The 23,955-nt window shown below is 72.7% G+C and carries 17 protein-coding genes and 1 tRNA gene; 6 read left to right on the top strand and 12 right to left on the bottom strand.

Annotated elements, in window-relative coordinates; translation table 11 throughout:
* Positions 1-107 precede the first annotated feature (107 nt).
* A tRNA-Gln gene (locus FB465_RS35490) sits at positions 108-196 on the top strand.
* Between the two features lie 453 nt (positions 197-649).
* A complete protein-coding gene (locus FB465_RS01115) occupies positions 650-1,933 on the top strand; it encodes an NAD(P)/FAD-dependent oxidoreductase (protein WP_145797061.1) in 1,284 nt (427 codons plus the stop codon).
* A gap of 168 nt (positions 1,934-2,101) precedes the next feature.
* On the opposite strand, the gene FB465_RS01110 is transcribed toward FB465_RS01115, so the two are convergent.
* From FB465_RS01110 to FB465_RS01095, 4 genes are all read right to left on the bottom strand, one after another.
* Positions 2,102-3,829, bottom strand: coding sequence for an ABC transporter ATP-binding protein (locus FB465_RS01110; protein WP_145786738.1), 1,728 nt, complete (start codon positions 3,827-3,829; stop codon positions 2,102-2,104).
* Positions 3,826-5,607, bottom strand: coding sequence for an ABC transporter transmembrane domain-containing protein (locus tag FB465_RS01105; RefSeq protein WP_145786736.1), 1,782 nt, complete (start codon positions 5,605-5,607; stop codon positions 3,826-3,828). Before FB465_RS01105 ends, FB465_RS01110 begins: the two co-directional genes overlap by 4 nt.
* A gap of 60 nt (positions 5,608-5,667) precedes the next feature.
* Positions 5,668-6,879 carry an FAD-dependent monooxygenase gene (locus FB465_RS01100; protein ID WP_145786734.1) on the bottom strand — a complete coding sequence of 404 codons (1,212 nt, stop codon included), beginning with the start codon at positions 6,877-6,879 and terminating at the stop codon, positions 5,668-5,670.
* A gap of 95 nt (positions 6,880-6,974) precedes the next feature.
* The gene (locus tag FB465_RS01095) at positions 6,975-8,585 is read right to left on the bottom strand and encodes a serine/threonine-protein kinase (RefSeq protein WP_145786732.1); all 1,611 of its coding nucleotides are present in this window, start codon (positions 8,583-8,585) and stop codon (positions 6,975-6,977) included.
* Positions 8,586-8,732: 147 nt separating this feature from the next.
* Here FB465_RS01095 and FB465_RS01090 point away from each other — a divergent pair, with 147 nt between their 5' ends.
* Entirely contained in the window at positions 8,733-9,656 is a 924-nt protein-coding gene (locus FB465_RS01090; protein ID WP_145786730.1) for an AurF N-oxygenase family protein, read from the top strand.
* A gap of 68 nt (positions 9,657-9,724) precedes the next feature.
* On the opposite strand, the gene FB465_RS01085 is transcribed toward FB465_RS01090, so the two are convergent.
* The 6 genes from FB465_RS01085 to FB465_RS01065 form a co-directional block, all read right to left on the bottom strand.
* Positions 9,725-10,171, bottom strand: coding sequence for a hypothetical protein (locus FB465_RS01085; protein WP_145786728.1), 447 nt, complete (start codon positions 10,169-10,171; stop codon positions 9,725-9,727).
* A gap of 52 nt (positions 10,172-10,223) precedes the next feature.
* Positions 10,224-11,087 (bottom strand): C40 family peptidase, encoded by an 864-nt coding sequence (locus FB465_RS01080; RefSeq protein WP_145786726.1) that lies wholly within the window; start codon positions 11,085-11,087, stop codon positions 10,224-10,226.
* A 183-nt stretch (positions 11,088-11,270) separates the two neighbouring features.
* The gene (locus tag FB465_RS01075) at positions 11,271-15,029 is read right to left on the bottom strand and encodes an nSTAND1 domain-containing NTPase (protein ID WP_145797060.1); all 3,759 of its coding nucleotides are present in this window, start codon (positions 15,027-15,029) and stop codon (positions 11,271-11,273) included.
* A gap of 216 nt (positions 15,030-15,245) precedes the next feature.
* Complete coding sequence (locus FB465_RS01070) at positions 15,246-15,896, bottom strand: class I SAM-dependent methyltransferase (protein ID WP_145786724.1); 651 nt, start codon at positions 15,894-15,896, stop codon at positions 15,246-15,248.
* A gap of 58 nt (positions 15,897-15,954) precedes the next feature.
* Positions 15,955-16,275, bottom strand: coding sequence for an acyl-CoA thioester hydrolase/BAAT C-terminal domain-containing protein (locus FB465_RS37375; protein WP_281292314.1), 321 nt, complete (start codon positions 16,273-16,275; stop codon positions 15,955-15,957).
* Positions 16,272-17,078: an acyl-CoA thioesterase/BAAT N-terminal domain-containing protein gene (locus FB465_RS01065; protein WP_281292313.1), complete on the bottom strand. Its 807-nt coding sequence runs from the start codon at positions 17,076-17,078 to the stop codon at positions 16,272-16,274. Before FB465_RS01065 ends, FB465_RS37375 begins: the two co-directional genes overlap by 4 nt.
* A gap of 353 nt (positions 17,079-17,431) precedes the next feature.
* Here FB465_RS01065 and FB465_RS01060 point away from each other — a divergent pair, with 353 nt between their 5' ends.
* The 3 genes from FB465_RS01060 to FB465_RS01050 all read left to right on the top strand — a co-directional run bounded on the left by FB465_RS01060 (position 17,432) and on the right by FB465_RS01050 (position 21,641).
* On the top strand, positions 17,432-18,826 hold the full coding sequence (locus FB465_RS01060; protein ID WP_145786722.1) for an NAD(P)/FAD-dependent oxidoreductase: 1,395 nt from the start codon (positions 17,432-17,434) through the stop codon (positions 18,824-18,826).
* A 72-nt stretch (positions 18,827-18,898) separates the two neighbouring features.
* Positions 18,899-19,423, top strand: coding sequence for a methylated-DNA--[protein]-cysteine S-methyltransferase (locus FB465_RS01055; RefSeq protein WP_145797059.1), 525 nt, complete (start codon positions 18,899-18,901; stop codon positions 19,421-19,423).
* Positions 19,424-19,529: 106 nt separating this feature from the next.
* The gene (locus FB465_RS01050; protein WP_145786720.1) at positions 19,530-21,641 is read left to right on the top strand and encodes a SpoIIE family protein phosphatase; all 2,112 of its coding nucleotides are present in this window, start codon (positions 19,530-19,532) and stop codon (positions 21,639-21,641) included.
* A gap of 44 nt (positions 21,642-21,685) precedes the next feature.
* On the opposite strand, the gene FB465_RS01045 is transcribed toward FB465_RS01050, so the two are convergent.
* Complete coding sequence (locus tag FB465_RS01045; RefSeq protein ID WP_145786718.1) at positions 21,686-23,116, bottom strand: NF041680 family putative transposase; 1,431 nt, start codon at positions 23,114-23,116, stop codon at positions 21,686-21,688.
* Positions 23,117-23,254: 138 nt separating this feature from the next.
* Positions 23,255-23,878 (bottom strand): NAD(P)-dependent oxidoreductase, encoded by a 624-nt coding sequence (locus FB465_RS01040; RefSeq protein ID WP_145786715.1) that lies wholly within the window; start codon positions 23,876-23,878, stop codon positions 23,255-23,257.
* Positions 23,879-23,955: the final 77 nt, after the last annotated feature.

Here is a 23,955-nt window from a genome sequence, read left to right as displayed (position 1 = left end):
CAGGGCTCTGGGGAATAGTCATGGGTGTGAGGAGGGGCCAGCGAGAACCGGGGCCTCGCCGCACAGGGGACGGCCCGCAGCGTGCGCGAGGGGGGTTCGTTCCGTTGGGAGAGGTGCCCGGAGTGGTTTATCGGGGACCGGGGTTCTGGCTCCGGTCGGGTGCAAGCCCGCGCAGGTTCGAATCCTGCCTTCTCCGCCCAGGAAACAACAGGACGGTCTCGACGCGGACGGCGGACGGCGGGCCGCTGGTCGGTCACCACCGCGTGCACGCGGTGCGGGCACACCCGTTGGAGATGGCGGGCGACCTCCCGTCCGCGCTCGTCCACTACCGCGCTGCGGCGGCCCGTACCACCAGCATCCCTGAGCAGCGCTTCCTGACGGCCAGGGCGGCCCGGTTGCGTCACGCGCGCGTGAGCAGCGGTCGTTGTGGCAGGGCGGAGTCTGCAGCGGGGCTTCGTCGGGACAGGTCCTGACGGCTCCGGCGCGAGGTTCGAGAACGGCGCCCTGGTCGAACGCACGGACGGGGCCGTTCCAGCCTGATCAAACATCACCCGATCCACAACTCTTGACAACTGCTCATGTTCCTGACAGCACTGGCACTGCACCACTCCCACGAACGGCACCACACCCCGAAGGGAGCGATCAGCGCATGACCAGGCCTGAGAGCGCGGGATACGACTACGACGTCATCATCAGTGGAGCCAGCCTCGCCGGCAGCGCCGCAGCGATCTTGCTCGCTCGACGCGGTGTCCGCGTCGCGCTGCTGGAACGCCGCTCGGACCCCGAAGCGTACAAGGTGCTGTGCACCCACTCCATCACGGCCAACGCCTACCCGGTGCTGGACGAACTCGGCCTCGTCCCCGCTCTCGAGAAGGCGGGAGCCGTCCGCAACGACGCCCGCTGGTACACCCGTTGGGGATGGATCGAGCCGAGGGCAGCGCCGGCTGGCCCCGAGCTACCGTACGCGTACAACATCCGGCGCAGCACCCTCGACCCGTTGATCAGGTCCCGTGCGGCGAAGACCCCTGGCGTCGATCTGCTCCTCGGTCACCAGGTGACCGGGCTGGTCCGGGAAGCCGGGCGAACCGCTGGGGTGCGCGCGTCGACAGCACAGGGCGAGCGCGAGATCCGGGCCCGCCTGGTGGTCGGCGCCGATGGCAAGGACTCGGCCGTGGCGAAGTTCGCCGGGGTGCCTGCTCGGCTGCACGAGAACGCGCGGTTCGGCTATCTCGCGCACTTCCGCAACCTTCCGCTGCACGGCGGGATCGGTCACACCTGGTTCCTCGAACCCGACATGGCGTACGCGTTCCCGAACGACGACGGGGTGACGGTCATCGCGGTGCTCCCGGACAAGAAACGGCTGCCCGCATTCCGGGAAGACCTGGAGGGCAGCTTCTTCGAATTCGTCCGCGCCCTGCCCGAGGCACCGCCCATCGACGCCGCCGAGCGCATCACGAAGATCATCGGCACTGTCAACTACCCGCTTCACAGCCGCAAGCCGACCGCACCGGGCGTCGCGTTCATCGGCGACGCCGCCCTGACCGGCGATCCCCTGTGGGGAGTGGGGTGCGGGTGGGCCCTGCAGTCCGCGCAGTGGTTGGCAGAGGCGGTCGCCTCGGCCGCAACCGGTCGGGGCGACCTCAACAGGTCGCTCGCGCTGTACGCACGCACACACCGGCGCCGGCTGCGCGGTCACCAGTACCTGGCCGTCGACTTCGCCAAGGCCCGTCCGTTCAACCCCTTGGAGCGGCTGGTGTTTTCGGCGGCAGCGCGCGATGAGTCGGTGGCGCGGCACGTGCATCTGTTTGCATCCCGCCTGATCGGTCCGCTGCGCTTCTTGAACCCCGTGGCACTGGCCAAGGCTTCGGCCGTCAACATCAAGCATCGCGGGGCGGCTGTGCCACCCGCGGACCTGTCACACACAGGGTCATGACCGGCGCCCCTCCCACTCCGCTCGCTCTCGGCAGCTTCCACAGAAAGGAACGCTGAACCGCTCCGGGGGCCTGTGGAGGCTTGATTCCATCAGGCCATGGCACGTCCGTCGAGGATCTCGATCGCCCATCGCTTGGGCTGGACCTGGAATCCGCGCTGGTCGGGGTTCCTATCGGTTCCACGATTGCCAGAGGGCGGCGTAGGGGCCGTTGTTGGCGACCAGGTCCTCGTGCGGGCCCACCTCGGTGAGGCGGCCGTTCTCCATCACGGCGACGCGGTCGGCGTCGTGGGCGGTGTGCAGGCGGTGGGCGATCGCGATGACGGTGCGGCCCTTCAGGACGGCAGCCAGGGCGCGTTCGGTGTGGCGGGCGGCTGTCGGGTCGAGAAGCGCGGTGGCCTCGTCCAGGATCACCGTGTGCGGGTCGGCCAGTACCACCCGGGCCAGGGCGAGTTGCTGCGCCCGGGCGCCGTCCAGCCGGTGACCGCCGGCGCCCAGTTCGGTGTCCAGGCCGTTCGGCAGCTCGTGCGACCAGCCGACGGCGGCCAGGGCGGCGAGCAGTTCGGTGTCGCCGGCGTCCGGCGCGGCGATCTGCAGGTTGTCGCGCAGGGTGCCGAGGAAGACGTGGTGCTCCTGGGTGACCAGGACGACCTGGCGCCGCAGCCGGTCCGGGTCGAGGCCGGCGATCGGGACGTCGCCGACGGTCACCGTGCCGGTGCGCGGCTCGTCCATGCCGGCCAGCAGCCGGCTGAGCGTGGTCTTGCCCGAGCCGGACGGGCCGACCACGGCCAGCCGCTCGCCCGGACGGATCGTCAGGCCGACCCCGTGCAGCACGTCGTCCCGGCCGTCGTAGGCGTAGCGGACGTCGGTCACCTCGATCCGGTCGTCGACAGGCTCGGCTGAGCGGGCCGGCGGGGTCTGCGGGGCGTCGGCCAGCCCTTCGACCCGGGCGAAGGCGGCGCCGCTGCTCTGCAGCTGGTCGATCCAGACCACGATGGTGTCGAGCGGCGGCTCCAGCTGGCGGACGAAGAGCGCGGCGGCGACCGCTGAACCGAGGCTGACCATGCCGTGCGCGTGCAGCAGGCCGCCGGTCAGCAGGACCACCACCACCAGCACGGTGTAGGAGGCGCTGACGATCGGGAAGAAGACGTTGCGCAGGAACAGGGTCCGCTCGCGGGTGCGGCGGCACTCCTCGACGGCGGTCTCGCCGGTCGCGATCCGGCGCTCCTGCAGGCCGAGCGCCTCGACCGTCCGGGCGCCGGAGGCGGTGGCGGCGAGGATCTCGGCCAGCGCGGAGTTGGCGGCGCCCTCGTCGAGGTAGCCGGAGCGGGCCCGGCGCAGGTACCAGCGGGCGCCGGACCAGATCCCGGCCATCCCGACCATCCCGCAGGCGCCGAGCAGCGGCTGGACGGCGATGATCGCGCCGACGACGAACACGATCTGCACCAGGGCGACGAACACGTCCGGGGCGGCGTCCCGCAGCGCGGTGCCGACGGCGGCGACATCGGTGGTGCCGCGCGTGGTCAGGTCGCCGGTCCCCGCCCGTTCGACGGTCGCCGGGGGCAGGGCCAGGGCGCGGTCGGCGAACTGCTCGCGGACCCGCGCCGAGGTGCGTTCCCCGAACCGGTGGGCGACGTAGCGGGCCTGCCGGGACAGCAGCAGCTGGGCGAGCGCGCCGGCCACGATGGCGAGCGCCAGCAGGTCGACGGTGCGGGTGCCGGCGCCGGCCGAAACCTCGTCGATGATCCGGCCGAGCAGCCACGGGCCGGCCAGCCCGGCGAGGGCGGCCAGCGCGTTGAGGGCGAGCAGGGCGGTGAAGCCGCGGACGTCCCGGCGGATCAGCGCCAGGGTGGCCCGGCGGACCGCGGCGGGGCCGGCGACGGGGAGGCGGGCGCTCATCGGACGGTCTCCTCGGCGCGGTGGGGGGCCGGTACGGCGGTGCCCTCGGCCTCGGCGCGGCGTGGGGTCGGCAGGGCGGTGTCCTCGGCCTCGGCGCGGGAGACCAGGGCGCGGTACCCGGGGTGGTCGCGGAGCAGGTCGCGGTGGCGGCCGGTGGCGGCGACCCGGCCGTCGACCAGGTACTGGACAGTGTCGGCCTGGTCCAGCAGGAGCGGCGAGACGCCGGTGACCAGGGTGGTCCGTCCGGCGCGGGCGCGGCGCAGGCCGGCGGCCATCGCGGCCTCGGTGTGCGTGTCGACGGCGGAGGTCGGTTCGACGGCGAGCAGCACCTCGGGGTCGGCGGCCAGCGCCCGGGCCAGCCGCAGGCGCTGCCGCTGGCCGCCGGACAGGTTGCGGCCGTCCGCCTCGATCGGGGAGTCCAGGCCGTCCGGCAGTCCTCGCAGGACGTCAAGGGCGGCGGCGGCCTCCAGGGCGGCGAGCAGTGCCTGGTCGTCGGGCCGGTGGCGGCCGGAGAGGACCTCGCGCAGCGGGCCGGCGAAGAGGGCGGCCTCGTTGTCCGCGACCAGGATCCGGTCCCGGACGGCGGACAGGGCGAGGGAGTCGAGCCGGACGGTGCCCCACTCGACGGCGGTCGCGGCGAACCGGCCGAGCCGGTCGACCGCGGCGGCGGCGTCCTGCGGCCGGCCGCAGGCCAGGACGGTCAGCCGGCCGGGGAGCAGCTCGACACCGGAGTCCGGGTCGCGCAGCACGGTGGGCGAGCCGGGTGCGTCGGCGCCGTCCGGGCGGGTGCCCGGGTCCAGCGCCAGGAAACGGACCACCCGGGCGGAGGCGACCAGGCCGCGGCTGATGTCCTGCCCGCTCTCGACCAGGAACTGGACGGGGAAGACCAGCACCGCCACGTACCCGTAGACCGCGATCAGCTGACCCACCGTGATGTCGCCGGCGGCGGCGAGGCGGGCGGCCGGCCAGGTCACCGCGGCGAGAAACAGGGTGGGCAGGCCGACACCGAAGGACTGCAGCCAGCTGGTCACGGCGCCGACCCGGTAGCCGTCGGCGCGCAGCTCCTGCGAGTCGTGCCGGTAGCGCTCGGCGTAGGTCTCCTTGCCGCCCAGGCCGTTCAGCACCCGCAGCCCGCCCACCATGTCCTCGAACCGGGCGGCGAGCCGGCCCTGCCGTTCGCGGTAGCGGGTCTCCGCGCCGCGCAGCCGGCCGAGCAGCGGCCCGACCGGTACCGCCATCAGCGGGACACCGAGCAGCACGACGGCGGCGAGCAGCGGGGAGACGGACAGCAGCAGGACGGCGACCGTGCCGATCGCGATCAGCGAGCCGATGCCGGGGCCGACGAAGGTCAGGGTCCGGGCGATCTGGCCGACGTCGCCGATACCGATGGTGACCACCTCGCCGGAGGTGACCAGCCGGGGCAGCGCCGCGCCGAGCCGGACGGACTGCCGGATCACCACCCGGACGGTGCGGAAGGTGGCGTCCATCCGCAGCCTGGTCATGGTCCGGTGGCGCAGCATGCTGATCCCGGCGTTCAGCAGGCCGGCCACCAGGATGGCGGCGGTCCAGCCGACCAGCGTGCGCGGGCGCCCGGCCCGGAGCCCGTCGTCGACGGCGCGGGACAGCAGGTACGGCTGCAGAGTCAGCATGAGCATCCACACGATGCTCAGCACTGCCCCGGTGGCCACCCGCCGCTTCTGCCTGGCGGTCAGCCAGCACAGATAGCGGGCGGCGCTGCGGATGTCCGGCGTCCCCGGACCGTCGTTCAGATCGTGCACCGTCGCACCATACTTGCAGCTTCCCGGCGCGGAGCTCAGCGGGAGGCTGTCAGACACGACTCAGAGCGGGTGTCCGCCGAAGCCGCCTGTGCCGTCCAGCTGCTGCTCCCACCACGGTGTCATCAGCCGGGTGTCCATCGAGGTCCAGTCCGGTGTCCGTTCCACCTGGGCCCGGCCGAGGCGGCGGCCCAGTGAGACGAGCGCGCGGCCGACGTCTCCGCGCGCGCTCTCGTAGCCGGCCAGCAGGTCCTGCCAGGAGTCGGACTGCTGCCAGGCCGACTCGAAGGAGTGGGCGTCCTGCAGGGCCTTCGCCGCGCCGCTGGTCGCGTGCGGGCGCACCACCGTGGCGGCGTCACCGGCGAGCAGCAGGCGGCCCGTGGCGCGGCGTGGGGTCTCGAGGTCGTAGATGGGCTGGACGAAGGTCCGCTCGGCCGGGGTGAGGGCGATCACCCCGGCCCAGTACGGCGGGAGGTGCTGCTCCGCCAGGAGGCCCAGGTGCTGGGTGAGTTCGTCGGTCACGGCGCCGGGCGGGACGCTGGTCGGGTCGTCCAGCTCCAGCGCGGTGTCGGGGGGAGCGGCGAAGAGGACCCAGTTCACCACCGGACCGTCCGACCCCGGGCCCGGGATGCGGTAGAGGACGCAGTGACCGCCCGGAAACCCGACGGTGACGGCGTCCGTACCGGACCAGGCTGCCGCGGGCCGCCCCAGCGCCTCCAGTCGCTCGGCGGGGAAGCTGCCGCGCCAGCAGACGTACCCGGCGTAGTGCGGCCGTACCCCGGGGCAGACGGCGTCGCGCACCACTGAGCGGTACCCGTCCGCACCGACGACCAGGTCGTACTCCTCGCCGGCCCCGGACTCCAGCCGTACGCGGGCGCGGCCTGGCTCCGCCGTCACTCCCGCCACCGTGGCCCCCAGCCGGTACGCGACCGTGTCGGGAGTGCGTTCACGCAGCGCGCTCCAGAGGAGCCCCCAGTGGTAGGACCGGAACGGGAACGGTTGGTCCCACATCAGGCGGCCCAGGTCGCTCCCGTCCTTCACCAGCCAGCGACGCCGGGTGAGCCGATGCCAGGCGATGCCGCCGTCGAGGTGGCCGGCGGCCTCCAGCTCCGCGTACCGGTCGTTCTGGATGCACAGCCCCACACCCCGGTCCTCCAGCCCTCCGGGCGTGCGCTCCAGTACGACGACCTCGTCGGCCCCGCCCCGCGCCGCCGCCGACGCGAACGCGCAGCCCGCGATACTCCCGCCGACGACGGCGACCGTCCCCCCGCGCATGGCTCTCCCCTTCCGGTAGTCACCGCCCGTGCACGACCATACGTTGCGCTTACGGCTTCTGACTCCATGTCAGGGATTTCGACCGGAGGCCCGGATCAGGCTCCCGGGCGGAACTTCGCGCCGGCGAGCTCGCCACCGGAGACGCTCCCGACGCAGCGGAAGACGCGGACGCCCTTGGCGAAGTCGGTCGGCGAGGGCGGGATGAAGTCGGTCTCCCAGTTCTCCGGGGGGATGGCGAGTGCGCTGCCCTTCCGCGAGCGGGTGAGCACGTCGGTTGAGCAGAGGCGGAGAAGGAGTGGGTGGTCCTTCAGCTCGTGCTGGTTGTTCGTCATCCGGTCGGCGGGCAGTGGGGCGATGGCGAAGGTCTCCCAGTAGTGGGGCTTCGTGCAGTCGGTCCGGGTGACGGTGACGAGACCGCTGATGGCGACCAGGCCGCCCCAGCACTCGGCGGTGGCCGGGCAGCGGGCGCCGGCCCCGGCCACGTCGGCGGCGGGGCAGCCGTCGGTGACCGACGGCACGGTGAAGTCGACTCCGGCGGAGGAGCTTCCGCCCCGGGTTTCGGCCGGGCGGGAGGACGAGGTGGAGGGGGCGGAAGCTTTGGTGTCGTCGCTGGAGTCGTTGTCCTGGAGTGCCAGGAAGCCGGTGACGGCCAGTCCTGCCGAGGCCAGGGCGAGTAGGGGTACGCCCACGAAGGCGAACCGCCGGCGCCTGCCCCCGATGGTGGCCGGGACGGTCTCGGCCGCAGCCGTGATCTCCGGCTCGGTGGCGGACGCCTGAGGGACCGTGGGCCGGGCGTGGAGCGGCACCTCGGCGGCGGGCCGGACGGGGGAGGGGCCGGCGAGGGGGACCGTGCCCAGGTCGACGGAGTCCAGGGCGTCCCGGAGCATCGCGGCGTCCGGCATCCGATCGGCCGGATCGGCCGCCATCGCGTGCCGCAGGATCTCGCTGAGCGCCGGCGGTACTCCCGGAAGGTCGGGAACGGGCTGGGTGTGCCGCACGATCAGCTCGGCCAGGCTCAGATCGCCGTCGTCCGGATAGTGCGGCGGTCTGCCGCGGAGCAGGGCGTAGACGGACGCGGCGAGGGAGTAGACGTCCCCGGCCGGGGACGGGTCGGCCATCCGGAAGGCCTCGGGCGGAGCGTAGGCCGGGGTCAACGAGCCACGGGTGACCGAGAGTTCATGTCCGGGTCGGGGCATGGCGGCAAGGCCGAAGTCGGTCAGGGCGACGCTGTTGTACCGGTTGATCATGATGTTGCCCGGCTTGACGTCGCGGTGCAGCACCCCGGACGCGTGCGCGGCGGCCAGCGCATCGGCTATCCGGACGCCGATGGCGCGCGCCTCCGTCGCCGGGAGGCGGCCGGACGTACGCAGCCGGTCGGCGAGCGAACCGTTCGGGCACAGCTCCAGCACCATGAACGGCCGGCCGTCCGCGAGCACCCCCGCGTCGTACAGCGCCACGACGTTGGGGTGGCTGGAGAGCTGGCCGGCCGCCGTGACCTCGCGCAGGAACCGCTGCCGGTCACGGGTGTCGGACAGCACCCGGCTGTCGATCTTGAGTGCCACCTCGCGGCCGACGGCCAGCTGGTGCGCCCGGTAGACGGTGGCGAAACCGCCCTGGCCCAGGACCTCGACGACCCGGTAGCCAGGCGGTTCCGGAAGCTCGGTGCGCACCTCGGAGTTCCCCCACAGCGATCCCCCGACGATCATCCATCCACGCGACCCCCGGGGGAGCGTAGGGCGGCGGCGGTCCGACCCTATCCCAGCCCGGGGCCGTGCAACCGTCAGCTCTATTGACGCACTGTCTAATACTCTCTAGCTTCTGGGTGAGGGGACATCGGGACTGGGGAGCTGCTCATGACGACGACCGAACGCACGCCGCACACCGAACCGGGAGCCGAGGAACACGACCGGGCGCGACAGCGTACGGCCGAGCGGCTGCTGGCCTCCTCCGCGAAGCTGTCCTTCGACCCGCTCAAGGACGTCGACTGGTCGTCCGGTCCGGAGCCGGGCCGCTACTACGGACCGCCGAAGCGCCTCTCCCTCTACGGGACTTCGCTGTGGGACGGCCTGACGGAGGACCAGCGGATCGAGCTCAGCAAACACGAGGTGGCCAGCGTCGCCAGCGTGGGCATCTGGTTCGAGGAGATCCTGATGCAGATGCTGCTGCGCCACGCCTTCGACCGCGACCCCACCACCGCACACGTGCAGTACGCCCTCACCGAGATCGCCGACGAGTGCCGGCACTCGGTGATGTTCGCCAGGATGATCTCCTGGATGGGGGTGCCGGCCTACGGCCCCGGAAAGGTCGCGCACGAGCTCGGGCGGATCTTCAAGGCCGTCTCCACGCACAGTCAGACCTTCGGCGGGACGATGTACGTCGAGGAGATCCTGGACGCCTTCCAGCGGGAGATGATGAACGACGACTCCCTGCAGCCGTTGACCCGCCAGGTGTCGCGGATCCACGTGATCGAGGAGTCCCGGCACATCAGCTACGCCCGCGAGGAGTTGCAGCGCAAGCACCTCGGCCCGGTCCGCCGGTGCTGGGAGCAGCTGACCCTCGGCGTCATCATCTACTTCTCCACCACCCGCCTGATCCACCCCCGCCTCTACGCGGCCGTCGGCGTGGACCCGCGCGAGGGCCGCAAGGTCGCCCGCCGCAACCCCTATTGGCACACCACGAGGCGGGAGATGGCCGCCAAGGTCATCGGCGTGCTCGACCAGGCCGGCCTGGTCGGCAGGACCAACCGGTGGCTGCTGCGCGCGGCGGGTGTCCTCTAGGACGGCCGCAGGGGTGGCCCTCTGGAGCGAGCGGGGCCACCCCTGTGGTCACGGGCGGTCTGCCAGGTCTACCACCAGCTGGTGCAGGTGATCACACCGTCCTGGGTGTACCCGCAGGCGCGGAACATGTAGGCGGAGTTGCTGCTGGTGGCCTTGGCCGCCGAGGTCTTCGAGGAGCCGTTCCCCTTGTCGACCTGGAACGGGCCGCACTGCAGCCAGGTCCGCCCGCCGTCCTGGGTCCAGTCCATCCAGACGCTCTCGGAGGACGTGGTGGCGCCCTCGATCTTCGCGAAGCCGTGGCCGCCGGCGGACTGCAGGGTGATGGTGTCGCCGAAGTGGGAGACCGAGCGCTGCACGGTGCCCGAGGCGTTGTCGGAGATGTCGACGAACCCGTTGGCGCCGTGGGAGCAGTCCGCGGCAGACGCCTGCGCAGGGCCGGCCGGCCCGACGATCAGCAGGCCGGCGCCCAGCGCGAGGGCGGCGGTGGTCGAGGCGAGGGTACGCAGCTTGAACATGGTGATCCTCCTGGAACGGTGACGAAGGGTCACGAAGGGGGATGAGGGACGGTCAGGTGCAGGCGGGGACGCCGTCGAGCCAGGCGCCGCCCTGGAGGTAGATGTTGGTGACCCACGCCCGGTAGTCCGGCAGGTACGACCAGGCGTCGTTGGTGTAGCCCTCGGCGGTCACGCTCTGCGCGTGCTTCTGGCAGCCGACGCGGACGGTGGTCGGCCCGGGGAAGGCGTAGACGCGGGCACTCTCCATCGAGGCCTGGGTGTGCGTCCACACGCCGGTGCCCCAGGTCCGGAAGGTGGTGCCCTGCACGGGCCCGGGGTTGATCCGCACCGCGCCGAAGTAGTCGCCGCCCAGCCGCACGTCGCTGATCATGATGCGAGTGCCGGACTGGCGGGCCTCCACCATCTTCCCGCCGCCCAGGTAGAGGGCGATGTGGTGGAGGTTGTCGGACGTGCCGTAGGCGAGCAGGTCGCCCGGCAGCAGCGGAGCCAGGCCCTGGGAGGCGGTGAAGCGCTCCGCCGCGTGGACGGTGTAGTACTGGCTCGAGGCGGGTCCGTTGAGGATGTCCTGGCCGACCGCCTGGGCGTAGGCGTACCGGACCAGGCCCGAGCAGTCGAAGCCGAACCGCTCGGCGTCGTGGTCGCTGGCCGGGTCCACCCCGTCGGGGTGGCCGTAGGTCGGGCCCGGCTGCTCGCCGTGGCCGCCGCCCCAGGTGTACCAGACGCCGATCTGCTGACAGGCCGTCCGCACCGCGCTCTCGGCCGCCGCCGACGCGCCGGGGGCCGGCACGTCGCATGCGCCGTCCGCGGCTGCGAGCGTCGTCGGGGGCGAGGTGGCGTGGGCCTCGGACACCGCAGGCCCGGCGGCCAGGGCCAGGGCGGCGAAAGTTGTCGCAGCCGCCGTGAGTCGGAAGGTCATGGCAGAGCTCCACTCATCGAGGGGTGCCTCGGCCGGCTGCGGGACCACACCGCCGCACCGGTCGGGCCGATGCCTTGAGCCTTCCCAACCGGGCGGCGCGATGCCAGGAGGCAGCCGTCGCCCGTACCAACAGGAAACGGGAAACATCCCGGGAAACCCCGCCCCACCTGCGCGGACGCCCCGTCAGGAGCCGGGGCAGCCCGCGTCGTACGGCTGATCCGGGAGGAGCTGCGCCCAGCGGCTCCGGTCGGTGCTGCCCGCCAGCCGGCAGACCGCCTCGGCCCGGTTGCCGGGGTCCGCGTCCCAGAGGCGTACGGTCCCGTCGTTCCCGCTGCTGGCCAGCGTCCGCCCGTCCGGGCTGAAGGCGACGCCCCAGACCGCACTGGTGTGTCCGGTGAGGGTGGCGGTGAGCCGCTGTGCGGTGGTGTCCCAGAGGCGTACGGTGCCGTCGTTGCCGCTGCTGGCGAGGGTGTGGCCGTCGGGGTTGAAGGCGAGGCCCCGGACGGAGCCGGTGTGGCCGGTGAGGGTGGCGGTGAGCCGTTCTGCGGTGGTGTCCCAGAGGCGTACGGTGCCGTCGTTGCCGCTGCTGGCGAGGGTGTGGCCGTCGGGGTTGAAGGCGAGGCCCCGGACGGAGCCGGTGTGGCCGGTGAGGGTGGCGGTGAGCCGCTGTGCGGCGGTGTCCCACAGACGTACCGTCAGGTCGTCGCTTCCGGTGGCCAGGGTCCGTCCGTCCGGGCTGAAGGCGACGCTGTTGACGAAGTCGGCGTGACCCGTGAGGACGGTGGCGAGGCGCTGCTCCCGGACGTCCCAGATCCGCACCGTACGGTCCTCGCTCGCCGAGGCCACCCAGTGCCCGTCCGGACTGAAGGCCAGGGCGAGGACCGAGCCCTGATGGCCGGTGAGCGTGGCGACCGGCCGGCCCCGCGCGACGTCCCAGAGCCGCACCGTGTGGTCGGCGCTCCCCGAGGCGAGCAGGCTCCCGTCGGGGCTGAAGGCGACGCCGAACACCGCGCTCTCGTGCCCGGTGAGCCGGTGGCGGAGGCGGCGCTGCGCGACGTCCCACACCCCGACCGCATGGTCGGCATCGGCCGTGGCCACCAGCCGTCCGTCCGGGCTGAACGCGGCCTTCCACACCTCGGTGAACGGACGGGGGATCAGGGCGGCGATGCCGGGATCCCAGAGCACCGCGGACTGGTCGAACCCTGCGGTGGCCAGCTGCCCTCGGCTGCTCACCGCCACCCCCTGGACGTAGTCGGTGTGCCCGGCGAGGGTGGCGGTGATCCGGCTGCTCGCCACGTCCCAGAGCTTGACGGTGCCGTCGCCGCTCGCGCTGGCCAGCGTGGTCCCGTCCGGGGTGTAGGCCACGCCGTTGATGTCGTCGGTGTGGCCGGTGAGGGTGCTGGTGTTCTGGTGGGTGGTGGTGTCCCAGAGGCGCAGGGTGCGGTCGGCGCTGCCGGAGGCGATGGTCCGTCCGTCGGGGCTGAAGGCGACGCCCAGGATGTCGTCGGTGTGGCCGGTGAGGGTGGCGGTGTTCTGGTGGGTGGTGGTGTCCCAGAGGCGCAGGGTGCGGTCGGCGCTGCCGGAGGCGACGGTGCGTCCGTCGGAGCTGAAGGCGACACTCAGGATGTCGTCGGTGTGGCCCGTCATCACGGCGGTGTTCTGATGAGTCGTCGCGTCCCAGAGCCGGACGGTGCGGTCGGCGCTCGCCGACACGAGGCTCCGCCCGTCCGGGCTGAACGCCACCGCGCGGACCAGGCCGGTGTGCCCGGCGAGGGTCGCGGCGAGGCGCCGGCCGGCGACGTCCCACAGGCGGACCGTGCCGTCCGAGCCCGCCGAGGCGGCCGTCGCGCCGTCCGGGCTGAACGCCACCGACCGTACCCGGCCGCCGTGGCCGGTCAGGGTCACCAGGAGCGTGCGGTCGGCGACGTTCCAGAGCTTGACGGTGTCGTCCGAACCCGCCGTGGCGAGCAGCCCGCCGTCCGGGCTGAAAGCGACCGCGTTCACGGCGCCCGTGTGCCCGGTCAGCCGCCCGAGGAAGGGCTGGGCCTGGGTGCTCAGCAGGGCGCCGCGTGCCTCGACCGTCGGTGCGGTACGGAACGCGGCACGGGCCAGCAGCATCGCCGCCTCCGGCCGGCCCACCGCCAGAGCGGCGGAGCGGGCCGCCATCGCCCGGGACTGCGCCTCCCGACGCTGCGTCAGGGCACCGGCCCGCTGCTGGTACGCGACACCGCCGGCGGCGAGGGTGAGGACCAGGAAGACGGCCAGGGTCAGCAGGAGCCGCCGCTGCCGGCGGGCCTGCCGCTCGGCCGTACGGCGCTGTGCCTCCTCGGCGGCGCGGCTCGCGTCCAGGAACGCCGCCTCGGCCGGGCCGAGTTCACCACGCCGTCCGCCGTCCTCGACCCACTCCCGCGCGGTCGCCAGCTTGGTCCCCCGGTGGAGCAGCGCCGGGTCGTGCTGCTCGCGCTCCCACTCCGCCGCCGCCTCGGCCAACTGCTGACGGCCCAGCAGGGCGGTACGGTCGACCTGGATCCAGCGCCGCAGCCGTGGCCAGGCGCGGAGCAGCGCCTCGTGGGTGAGCTCCACCGTCTCGCGGTCCGCCGTGACCAGCCGGGCCCGGACGAACGCGTCCAGGACCGCCGCTCCGGCTTCCGGGTCGTCGGGCAACTGCTGAAGCAGGTGGCCGCGTTCGGCCCGGGAGCGGGTCTCCTCGCCGCCCTCGCGGAGGTGGACCAGCCGGATCAGCAGCCGACGGGCCGCCTGCTGCTCGGCGGGACCGAGCCGGGTGAACACGTCCTCCGCCGTCCGGGCGATCGCGCCGTGGATGCCGCCGGTGTGCAGATAGCCCTCGACGGTCATCACCCGGCCCTGCCGCTGCTGCCAGGTTGCGCGCAGGGCATGGGAGAGCAGCGGCAGCGCCCCGGCGGCGGAACCGGGCAGTTCGTCCGGCCCGCCCAGATCGCGGAGCAGCAGCTCGACCAGACCGGGCTCCAGCACCAGCCCCGCCTCCTCGGCGGGCCGGGTGATGGACGCGCGCAGTTCGGCGCCGCCCATCGGCGGAAGGGCGAGCGAACCGTGGGTGAACACCGGGGCCAGCTCCGGGTGTTCGAGACAGCGCCCGCAGAAGTCCGCCCGCACGCCGAGCAGCACCGCCGCCGGCGGCCGACGGCCCGCCAGCGGTGTGGAGAGGGCGGTGAGGGCGCGGATGTAGGACCGCCGTTCGGCCTCGTCCGCGCAGAGGGTGAAGGTCTCCTCGAACTGGTCCACCAGCAGGAGCAGCCGCACGCCGTCCTGAGCCGGGTCGGCCGGCCTGAGGGCGTCGGCCAGGGCTTCCGGGGTGTCGCGCAGCTGGTGCGCGGTGACGGCAGGGGCCGTTCCCAAGGCGGGGGCCAGGGAGTTCAGCAGGGCTGTCAGCGGCTCCGCGGTCGGCGTGCAGGCCACGACGGGCCAGTCCGCCGAACCCGCCACCGGCAGCGCGCCGCTACGCAGCGCCGGCAGCAGCCCCGCCATCAGCAGCGAGGACTTGCCCGCACCGGACGGCGCGATCAGCGCCAGTGCTCCGCTGCCGACCCGCTCCGCCAGCCGGTCGACCAGCGAGGCGGTGGTCCGCTCCCGCCCGAAGAACCACCGGGCCTCGTCGGGGCCGAAGGCCGCCAGTCCCGGGTACGGGCTCTCCGCGCGGGCCTGGTCCGCGGGAGCGGGAGGGGGCACGGTTCGGCCCTCCGCCACCGTGACCAGCCGCACCAGCGCGCCGCCCGCGTTCAAGGCCTCGTCACATCGGCGCGCGAGGTCGGGGGTGACGGGCTTGGTGCCGTTCTCGATCTTGCTCAGGTAGCCCTTGCTGTAGTGGAGCAGCCGGGCGAGGTCACTCAGTGAGAGCTGCTGTTCGGACCTCAACTCCCGCAGTCTGGAGCCGAACTCGCAGCCCGTGCCGACCGGGTCCATGCGCACCCCCACGGTCCTCGCCCGGGACGGCCCTGCCGACCTGCCCCTTGCTGTGGCGTGTCCATGCTACGTTCTGCGACTCCGCCGACCGCGGGGCTGCGCCGGGGGATGCTTCGTTCGGAGTAGCGGAGCCGTACAGAGCTCGGACACCTGAGCTACGGGCGAAATCCCGTACGCCCGGAGTGCCGGTGACGGTCCGTCGGCCGAAGCCTCGTGCTACGCCGCCGGCTTGCGAGCCAGGAGCTGGATTCCTGCCGACTCGTGCCCGTTCATGGTGCCGACCGTGATGTGCCGGGTGTCGACGGTGTCGAAACCGGCGAGCAGGGAGGAGAACCAGTCCCTCGGGTGGTGGCGGCAGACCGCGCCGTCGCTGGTCTCGAACACGCCGTAGCTGCCGTAGTGTTCGGCGAAGCGGGCGTAGCGGTCGCGATTGCGCTCGTCCTCCTGCAGCAGCAGGTCGCTGACGTAGAGCAGCCCGCCGGGCTTGAGGACACGGCCCACCTCGCCGACCAGCTGCCGTTGCGCGTCATCACCGGGGATGCAGGTGAGCACCGCGAAGAGCAGGACCACGTCGACGCTCGCGTCCGGGTCGGCCAGGGTCGGCGGCGTGTCCAGCACGGCGAAGCGCATGGCGGGGTGCAGGGCCCGGGCCCGGGCGATCATCCCCGGCGAGGTGTCGACGCCCGCGAGGCTGTCGAAGCCCTGCTGCTCGAGCGCGGCCATCGTCCTGGCGTACCCGCAGCCGTAGTCGAGGATCGCGGCGTGCCGGCTGACGTCGTCCAACCACGGCAGGTGCACCGGGTGGGTGAACGTCTTTGTCGCGGCGGCGGCGTCCCAGTAGGCGACCTGGCTGTCGAGATCGGACACGGTTGATGCCCCTCGACCCTCGGGAGCTGACCAGTCCACCGCGTCGGAGGTGAGCTGATCACTGCGCTGGGCCGGCGAGGAACGCCAGGACTCTGGGCCAGCCGTCCGCCTGGGCCGCGGCGTTGCCCGCGCGGGTGCCCCCGACGTCCTTGAGCGCTCCGGTGCTCGGGCTCAGCCACCGGGTTCCTACGGGGAGGAAGGGGAAGGTACCCACTCCGTGGCCGGCGTCCGGGTAGACCAGGGCCTGGTGTGGGTGGCTGTCGTGGTTGGCGTCGAGTTCCCCGCTGAGCTGTCGTGCCCACCCCGGCGACGGCCACACCCGGTCGTCGGCTCCGGCGATGGCGAGGACCGGGCCGCTGACGCGGTCGAGCGGGATCAAACCCGCGGCGATCGGTCGGCCGTCCTTGGTCCAGGCCGGCCCCCGGCCGGGAGACCGGGGTTCACCTGCACCGACGGACTGTAGACGACCACGCCGTGGATCAGGTCCGGATAGTCCTCGCCGAGCAGCAGGGCCGCCTCGCTGCCCCGCGAGTAGCCCAGAGCAATCACGTGTGCGGGGTCCGCTCCGGGCTGGGCGGCCAGGACGCGTGCGGCGGTGGCGAAGTACTCCAGCGGGATGTTCTGCAGAGTGGCGGGCAGCCCCGGAAGGTTGAAGTAGCCCAGCGCGAGCGCGGGGTAGCCGTGCGAGGCGAGCAGGGCAGCCGTGTACTTCACGCTGTTCCCTCCCTCGGAGCCGCCGAACAGCAGCACCGCCGGGTGCCGCGAGGCACCCGCCGGTGGAAGGAACAGTTCACCGGCCACTCCGGCCGAAGCCGGGGTGAGCGCCTTCGAACCGACCCCGCCGGCCACCCACTGGCGGGTCAGGGTTCGCGTGGTGAGCTTCCGGCCGTGCGAGGTGACGCTGATCGTCACCTCGAAGGAAGGCCGCACCTCCGGGTTGACCGGAATGAAGGCGGCCTGGTCCGGGTCGCCCGACACCGGGTTCATGGACCAGAACAGGCCCATACCGTCCTTGCCCTGGTACGAGCCCGAGACGGGTGCCGTCGAATCCAGAGCGACGACGCCGTGAGCGTCGGCGCGGAAGACGGCCTGCGCCTGCCACGCCTTGTCCTGGTGGTCCGTCGCCTCGGAAGCGACGGTGATCTCGTCGTGCGGCGCGAGCCCGGTGATCCGCAGATGCACCGCCTGGTCCGCCAGGGCACTCGGGGCGTCGACCTCGATGACGGCCTTGCCGCTGGTCCCGGCGGGTGCCCGTGCATGCGGAGCACACGATGACAGCCGCCGCCATCACGGCAGCCCAACCCCGCCCCCGAGCCACAGCACACCCCCCCCGCTCGCCGAGCCCTCAACGATCCTCAACATCCCCCAGAGGGTCAACCCTTCGGGGCCCGCGCCTGCCGGGTCGACCCAGGGCGCCTGACATCCCTGCCACCTCGAGCGCATGATCCTGACAGGTTGGGCGTTGTCGCTCGTCTGCGACGCGCAGTAGCGTCCGCTCACAGGCAGCAGCAGTCACACGGACAACAGGGGCACCAATGACCACCGTCAACGGCGGCATCTCCTTCTGGTACGCGCAGACCGGCATCCCCGTGCCGCGCGAGCCGCTGCCCGCCGACGCGACCGCCGACGTGTGCATCGTCGGCGGCGGCTACACGGGCCTGTGGACGGCGTACTACCTGAAGCAGGCCGTGCCGAACCTGCGGATCACCGTGCTGGAACAGAAGTTCTGCGGCTACGGGGCGTCAGGACGCAACGGCGGCTGGCTCTACAACGGCATCGCCGGCCGCGACCGGTACGCCGCGCTGCACGGCCACGAGGCCGCCGTCGCGCTGCAGCAGGCGATGAACCGGACCGTCGACGAGGTGGTGCGCGTCGCGGGGGAGGAGGGCATCGACGCCGACATCCACCAGGGCGGCGTGCTGGAGGTGGCGTACTCCCCGGCCCAACTCGCCCGGTTGAAGGCGTTCCACGAGGCGGAGGCCGCCTTCGGTGAGAAGGACCGGGTGCTGCTGAGCGCCCGGGAGTCGGCGGAGCGGATCCGGGTGGCCGGGACGGTCGGCGGCTCCTGGACCCCGCACGGCGCCCGGATCCACCCGGTCAAGCTGCTCCAGGGACTGGCGAGCGCCGTGGAGGCGCTCGGCGTGACGATCCACGAGTCCACCCCGGTGACCGAGATCAGACCGCAGCGCGCCGTCACGCCGTACGGGACGGTGCGTGCCACGTACGTGCTGCGCTGCACGGAGGGCTTCACGGCCTCGGTCAAGGGCCAGAAGCGGACCTGGCTGCCGATGAACTCCTCCATGATCGCGACCGAACCGCTGCCCCAGCAGATCTGGGACGGCATCGGCTGGGAGGGCCGCGAGACCCTCGGCGACATGGCCCACGCCTACATGTACGCCCAGCGCACCGCCGACGGCCGGATCGCACTCGGCGGGCGCGGCGTCCCGTACCGCTTCGGCTCGCGCACCGACAACGACGGCCGCACCCAGGCCTCGACCATCGAGGCGCTGCGCGAGATCCTGGTCCGCTTCTTCCCGGCCACCGCCGGAGTGGGCATCGAGCACGCGTGGTCGGGGGTGCTGGGCGTGCCGCGCGACTGGTGCGCGAGCGTCGAGCTGGACCGCGCCACCGGACTCGGCTGGGCCGGCGGCTACGTCGGCAGCGGGGTCGCGACCGCGAACCTGGCGGCCCGTACGCTGCGCGACCTGGTCCAGCGCGACTCGGGCCAGGGCGGCGACACCGAGCTGACCGGCCTGCCGTGGGTCGGCCACCGGGTACGCCGCTGGGAGCCCGAGCCCTTCCGCTGGATCGGCGTGCAGGGCCTCTACGCGGCCTACCGTGGCGCCGACCGCCGCGAACTCACCGGCCGCACCGCCAGCACCGACCCGGTCGCCCGCCTCGCCGACCGCATCTCCGGCCGCGGCCACTAGCCGCTTCGCCGAATCGTCATGTCCGTTTTCCGCTAGTTCCTCGCCGGATCATGCCGCACAGTGGACAGCGTGATGAACGAGGAACACCCCACGACCCTCTACCGGACCATCGACAGCCCGCTGGGCACTCTGATGCTGGTGGGCGAGGAGTCGGCGTCCGCAAAGGGCGGCGTCGCGCTCGCATCGGTATCGATGACCGGGCAGAAGAACGCCGCCGTCGTGCAGGAGGAGTGGCGCCACGAGCCCGAGGCGTTCACCGAGGTCGTCCGGCAGATCCGGGCGTACTTCGCCGGTGATCTGCAGACCTTCGACCTCGACTACACCACCCACGGCACCGAGTTCCAGGAGCGGGTCTGGCGGGCACTGGACGCCATCCCGTACGGGACCACCACCACGTACGGCGGCCTCGCCGAGCAGATCGGGGCTCCGCGGGCAGCGGTCCGGGCCCTGGGTGGCGCGATCGGTGCCAACCCGCTGCTCCTCGTCCGCCCGTGCCACCGGGTGATCGGTGCGGACGGCTCGCTCACCGGCTACGCGGGCGGTGTCGACCGCAAGGAGCACCTGCTCCGCCACGAGAGCGACACCCACCCCGCCTGAGCTGCTCCGGTCCCGCTCCTGATCTTGATCGGTGGTCGATGCGGCGGGATCGCGGGACGATGGTCGGTAGCTGCTCCTCCCGGGCGCGCGCCAGGAGAGACCGACCATGGATGAACCGGGTACCGCTGAGGGCCGAGTCGCCCCCGAGGGCAGCCCGGAGGCCACCGACGCCGAGCTGATGCGCTGGGCGTTCGACCAGGCTCCGACTGCCCTGGTGATCTACGACGCCCACGGCCGGCTGCTGCGGATCAACGAGCGGATGTTGAGCCTGGGCAGCGGGCTCTCCGAGGCCGACATCCGCGGGCGCCGCCTGACCGACTTCATCCAGGGCCCCGCGTTCACCGAATCGGAGCGGCTGATCCGCAAGGCGGCGGCCACCGGTGAGCCGGAGTACTTCGAGAGCTACTCCCGACTCCCGGCCGAGGACCGTCCGCACTCCTGGGCGATCACCTTCACCCCGCTCAAGGACTCCACCGACCGGGTGCGCGCCGTGAGCGTTGCGGTACGCGACTTCACCGAGCAGGACCTCACCAGGCACCGGCTGGCCCTGCTGAACGAGGCCGGCACCGTCATCGGCAGCACCCTGGACGTGACCCGTACGGCCCAGGAGCTCGCCGACGTCACCGTTCCGGCCTTCGCCGACTTCACCGGCGTCGACCTGCTCGAGGGCGTCTTCCACGGCGAGGAACCGTCCGCCGGCCCGGTCACCGGCGAGATCCGGCTGCGCCGCACCGCGCACCGCGCCGCCGAGGCGGGCTACTCGGAGGTGGTGGTCGGGGTCGGCGAGTCCGGGACGTACCCGGAGTTCACGCCCCCGGCCCGGTGCCTCCTCAGCGGTGAAGCCGCGCTCTACCGGAGCACGGACCCGGACGTCGTCCGCTGGCTGGACCAGGAACCGGCCCGGGCACAGTGGGCCCGCCAGAACGGGATGCACTCCCTGATCGTGGTGCCGGTCCAGGCCCGCGGCACCACGCTCGGGGTCGCCGTCCTCATCCGGCACGCGACCACGCCCGCGCCCTTCGGCGAGGACGATCTGCTCATCGCCAGGGAGATCGTCAACCGGGCCGCCATCTGCCTCGACAACGCGCGGCGCTACACCCGCGAGCGCACCACCGCCCTGACCCTCCAGCGCAGCCTGCTGCCGCAGCACGCGCCCAGGCAGCCCGCCGTCGAGGTCGCCACCCGCTACCTGCCCGCGGGCGCGCAGGCGGGCGTCGGCGGCGACTGGTTCGACGTGATCCCGCTGTCCGGCACCCGCGTCGCCCTGGTCGTCGGGGACGTCTTCGGCCACGGCCTCCACGCCAGCGCCACCATGGGGCGGCTGCGCACCGCCGTCCGCACGCTCGCCGACGTCGACCTCCCGCCCGAGGAACTGCTCGCCCACCTCGACGGCCTGGTCTCCAGCCTCAACGCCGAGTCGGACGCCGCCCCGCCCGGGGACGGCACCGGAGAGATCGGCGCGAGCTGCCTGTACGCGATCTACGACCCGGTCTCCCGCCGCTGCGCCCTCGCCCGGGCCGGCCACCTGCCGCCCGCCGTCCTCACCCCCGGCGGCACCGTCGACCTCATCGACCTGCCGGCCGGGCCCCCGCTCGGGCTCGGCGGCCTGGCCTTCGAGTCCACCGAGGTCGAACTGCCCGAAGGCAGCCTGCTCGCCCTCTACACCGACGGTCTGGTGGTGTCCCGCGACCGTGACATCGACGAGGGCGTGGCGGCCCTGCGCCGTACCCTCGAACGCCCCGCCGCCTCGCTCGGAGCGCGGTGCGACGCCGTCCTGCAGGCGCTGGTCGCCGACCATCCCGCCGACGACGTCGCGCTGCTCCTCGCCCGTACCCGGGCCCTGGGCGCCGACCAGGTGGTGACCTGGGACATCCCGGCCGACCCCGCCTACGTCGCCGAGGCCCGCAAGCAGGCCTCCCGGCAGCTCGGCGCCTGGGGACTGGACGACGCCGCCTTCGTCACCGAACTGGTGGTCAGCGAACTCGTCACCAACGCGATCCGCTACGGCAGCCCGCCGGTCCGGCTGCGCCTGATCAAGGACCGGACGCTGATCTGCGAGGTCTCCGACGCCGCCAGTACGGCCCCGCACCTGCGCCGGGCCCGGATCTTCGACGAGGGCGGGCGCGGCCTGATGCTGGTCGCCCAGTTCACCGACCGCTGGGGCACCCGGCACACGCCCACCGGGAAGACCATCTGGACCGAGCAGCACCTCCCCTGAGAGCAGACTAAGACCGGTCGGTCTAAGCTTGATCTTTAAGGCTGCTACTCGGCCCCGCCGCGTCTAGGCATGTCCGCTTTGCGCTGTTTCACCCCGACCGGGTGGCGAGGTGCTGGGGCGGATGTGCGTCCCTTAGGGCGGCCCGGGCCGGGACGGGATGCTTTCGGCGCGCGGGCTGGAGTGCCCACGGCCCGCCGGATGCGGGGATAGCCGCGCCGGACCCGGCCGGGGGTGAGCTGATCCGGTGCCAGGGGCTTCTCCCAGGGGCGCCGCAGGTCCTCGGCCAGGGGTCGGGCGAGCCGGAGTTGCGTGTAGGCGGCGAGGATCAGCCACACCCATCGATCGGCCTGTTCGGGTGTGCGAAGGCGGGGGCGGGTCAGCCCGAGCGTCTGCTTGAGGAAGCGGAAGGTGTGCTCGATGTCGAATCTTCGAAGGAAGATCCGCCAGAGGCGGTCGACGTCGTGTGCGGTGGCGTCGGGGTCGCTGTGCCACAGCCATAGCGGCTTGGGGTCGCGGTTGCCGGGCAGGTATTCGACCGCGAGGTGGAGCAATGTTCCCTCGACGATGGGGAGTTCACCCTCGTGGTCGGCCCAGGAGCCGCGTCGCTCCAGCTTCGGGTGCAGGTGTCCCCAGCAGCGGGCGGTGACCTGGCCGAAGCGGTCGTGGACGCCGGTCGACTCCTGGGCCGGTGCCGGGTGAGTCGCGGCCTGTGCCAGACGGAACTCCGCTCCGTGCCGGGGCTGACGCCCAGGCCATGAGCCGTGGCGCTTGCCGGCCGGGGCGTGCATCACCCGGTCGGCGCGGATGCGTCCCAGCAGCCGCACCGGCTCCTCGCGCAGCATCCAGGTCAGGCGCACGATGTCGTAGCCCGAGTCCAGGACGAACAAGACCGGCGGATCGCCCGGGCGCCACTGCCCGGCCTGCTCCAGGCGGGCGATGAGGTCGCGGATCTGGGTGGCGGTGACCTCGGTGGGATCGTCCCCGGGCCCCAGCCGCACCGCGTCCAGCGGCCCGGTCCACGAGGAGCGTCCACCACCCAGGGCCGCCGCGACCTGGTAGGGCCAGCCCGGAACGGTCTGGCGCCTGCCGTCACACCGGCACGGTCGGTGGCAGTGCAACCGCTCCGGTGAACACTCAGCGTCCGGACGCGGCCACGGGGTGACGTCCAGGGCGATGGACAGCTGCCCGTCCGCCCCGCGCGGCAGTCGCAGTCCGGCCAGCGCGATCCGCAGGCGGGACACGTCGATGTGCCCCTGGGCCAGTGCGTCGTACATCGCTCCGTGCCCACGCCGGTGCACCCCCGCCAGCGAGAGTTCCGGCAGGGACGTCACCGGCCCGGTGGCGCACAGAACCGCATCCACGAGCTCGAACAGGGCATCCGCCCGCAACGTCAAACACTCGTACAGCTCACGGCGAAACCGGGACAACCCGGCCAGGGCCTCGACGCGCGCGGCGCCGTCTTGCAGACTGTCCATCACGGCCTTTGGGTTGATCGACTGTCGACTTCAGCGAGAAGACACGATCACCCAAGGGCCGCCCAGCTGTCAGGCGAACGACGAACCCCACCAAGACATGATCTTGGTGGGGTTTAAAGCCAAGCTAAGGCAGGGGAGTCAGCCGCCGAGGATGGCGGTCCGGTGGAGCCAGGTGGTGTCCTGTACCTGGGCGAGCATGAACTCGGCCACGTCCGCCCGGCTGATCCTCGGCATGCCGTGGGACTTCAGCCGGGAGTGCACGCCGTAGCTGCCGGTGCGCGGGCCGTTGGTGAGGCTGACGGCGTAGACGAGCGTCCACTCCAGCCCGCTCGCGCGCAGCGCCGCGTCCGCCGTGGCCTTGTCGGCGAACAGGCTCCTCATCGCGACCCGGTAGGCCAGCCACATCACCAGCCCGGCGTCGTCGGCAGTGTTGCCCACGCCGTAGGCGGACAGGACGATGACCCGGGACACGCCGACCGCCTTCAGAGCGGGGACCAGCGCGGCCGTGGAGCGACTGGCGATGTCGGAGTGGATCGACTTGCCGGAGCCGAGTGTCACCAGCACAGCGTCGGCGCCGCGCGCGGCGGCGGTGATGTCGTCGACGCGGGTGGCATCGCCCTGGACGACGGTGAGCCGCGGGTCGGCCGCAGGCATCCTGGCCGGATTCCGGACCAGCGCGGTCACCTCGTGTCCGGCGGCCAGCGCCTGGCCGACGAGCAGGCGGCCGGTCGGGCCGGTCGCGCCGAGGACGAGCAGTCGCATGGGAGCTCTCCGGGGATGCCGTGATCAGGGTAACGTCGTCGCATTCCTCGTAGACAGTACGCCCGGGCGACCACGCC

Origin of the sequence: Kitasatospora atroaurantiaca (assembly GCF_007828955.1) — a bacterium.
GTDB lineage: Bacteria > Actinomycetota > Actinomycetes > Streptomycetales > Streptomycetaceae > Kitasatospora > Kitasatospora atroaurantiaca.
Note: the sequence above shows the minus strand (reverse complement) of the source record. Positions and strands in the feature narration are given on the sequence as shown.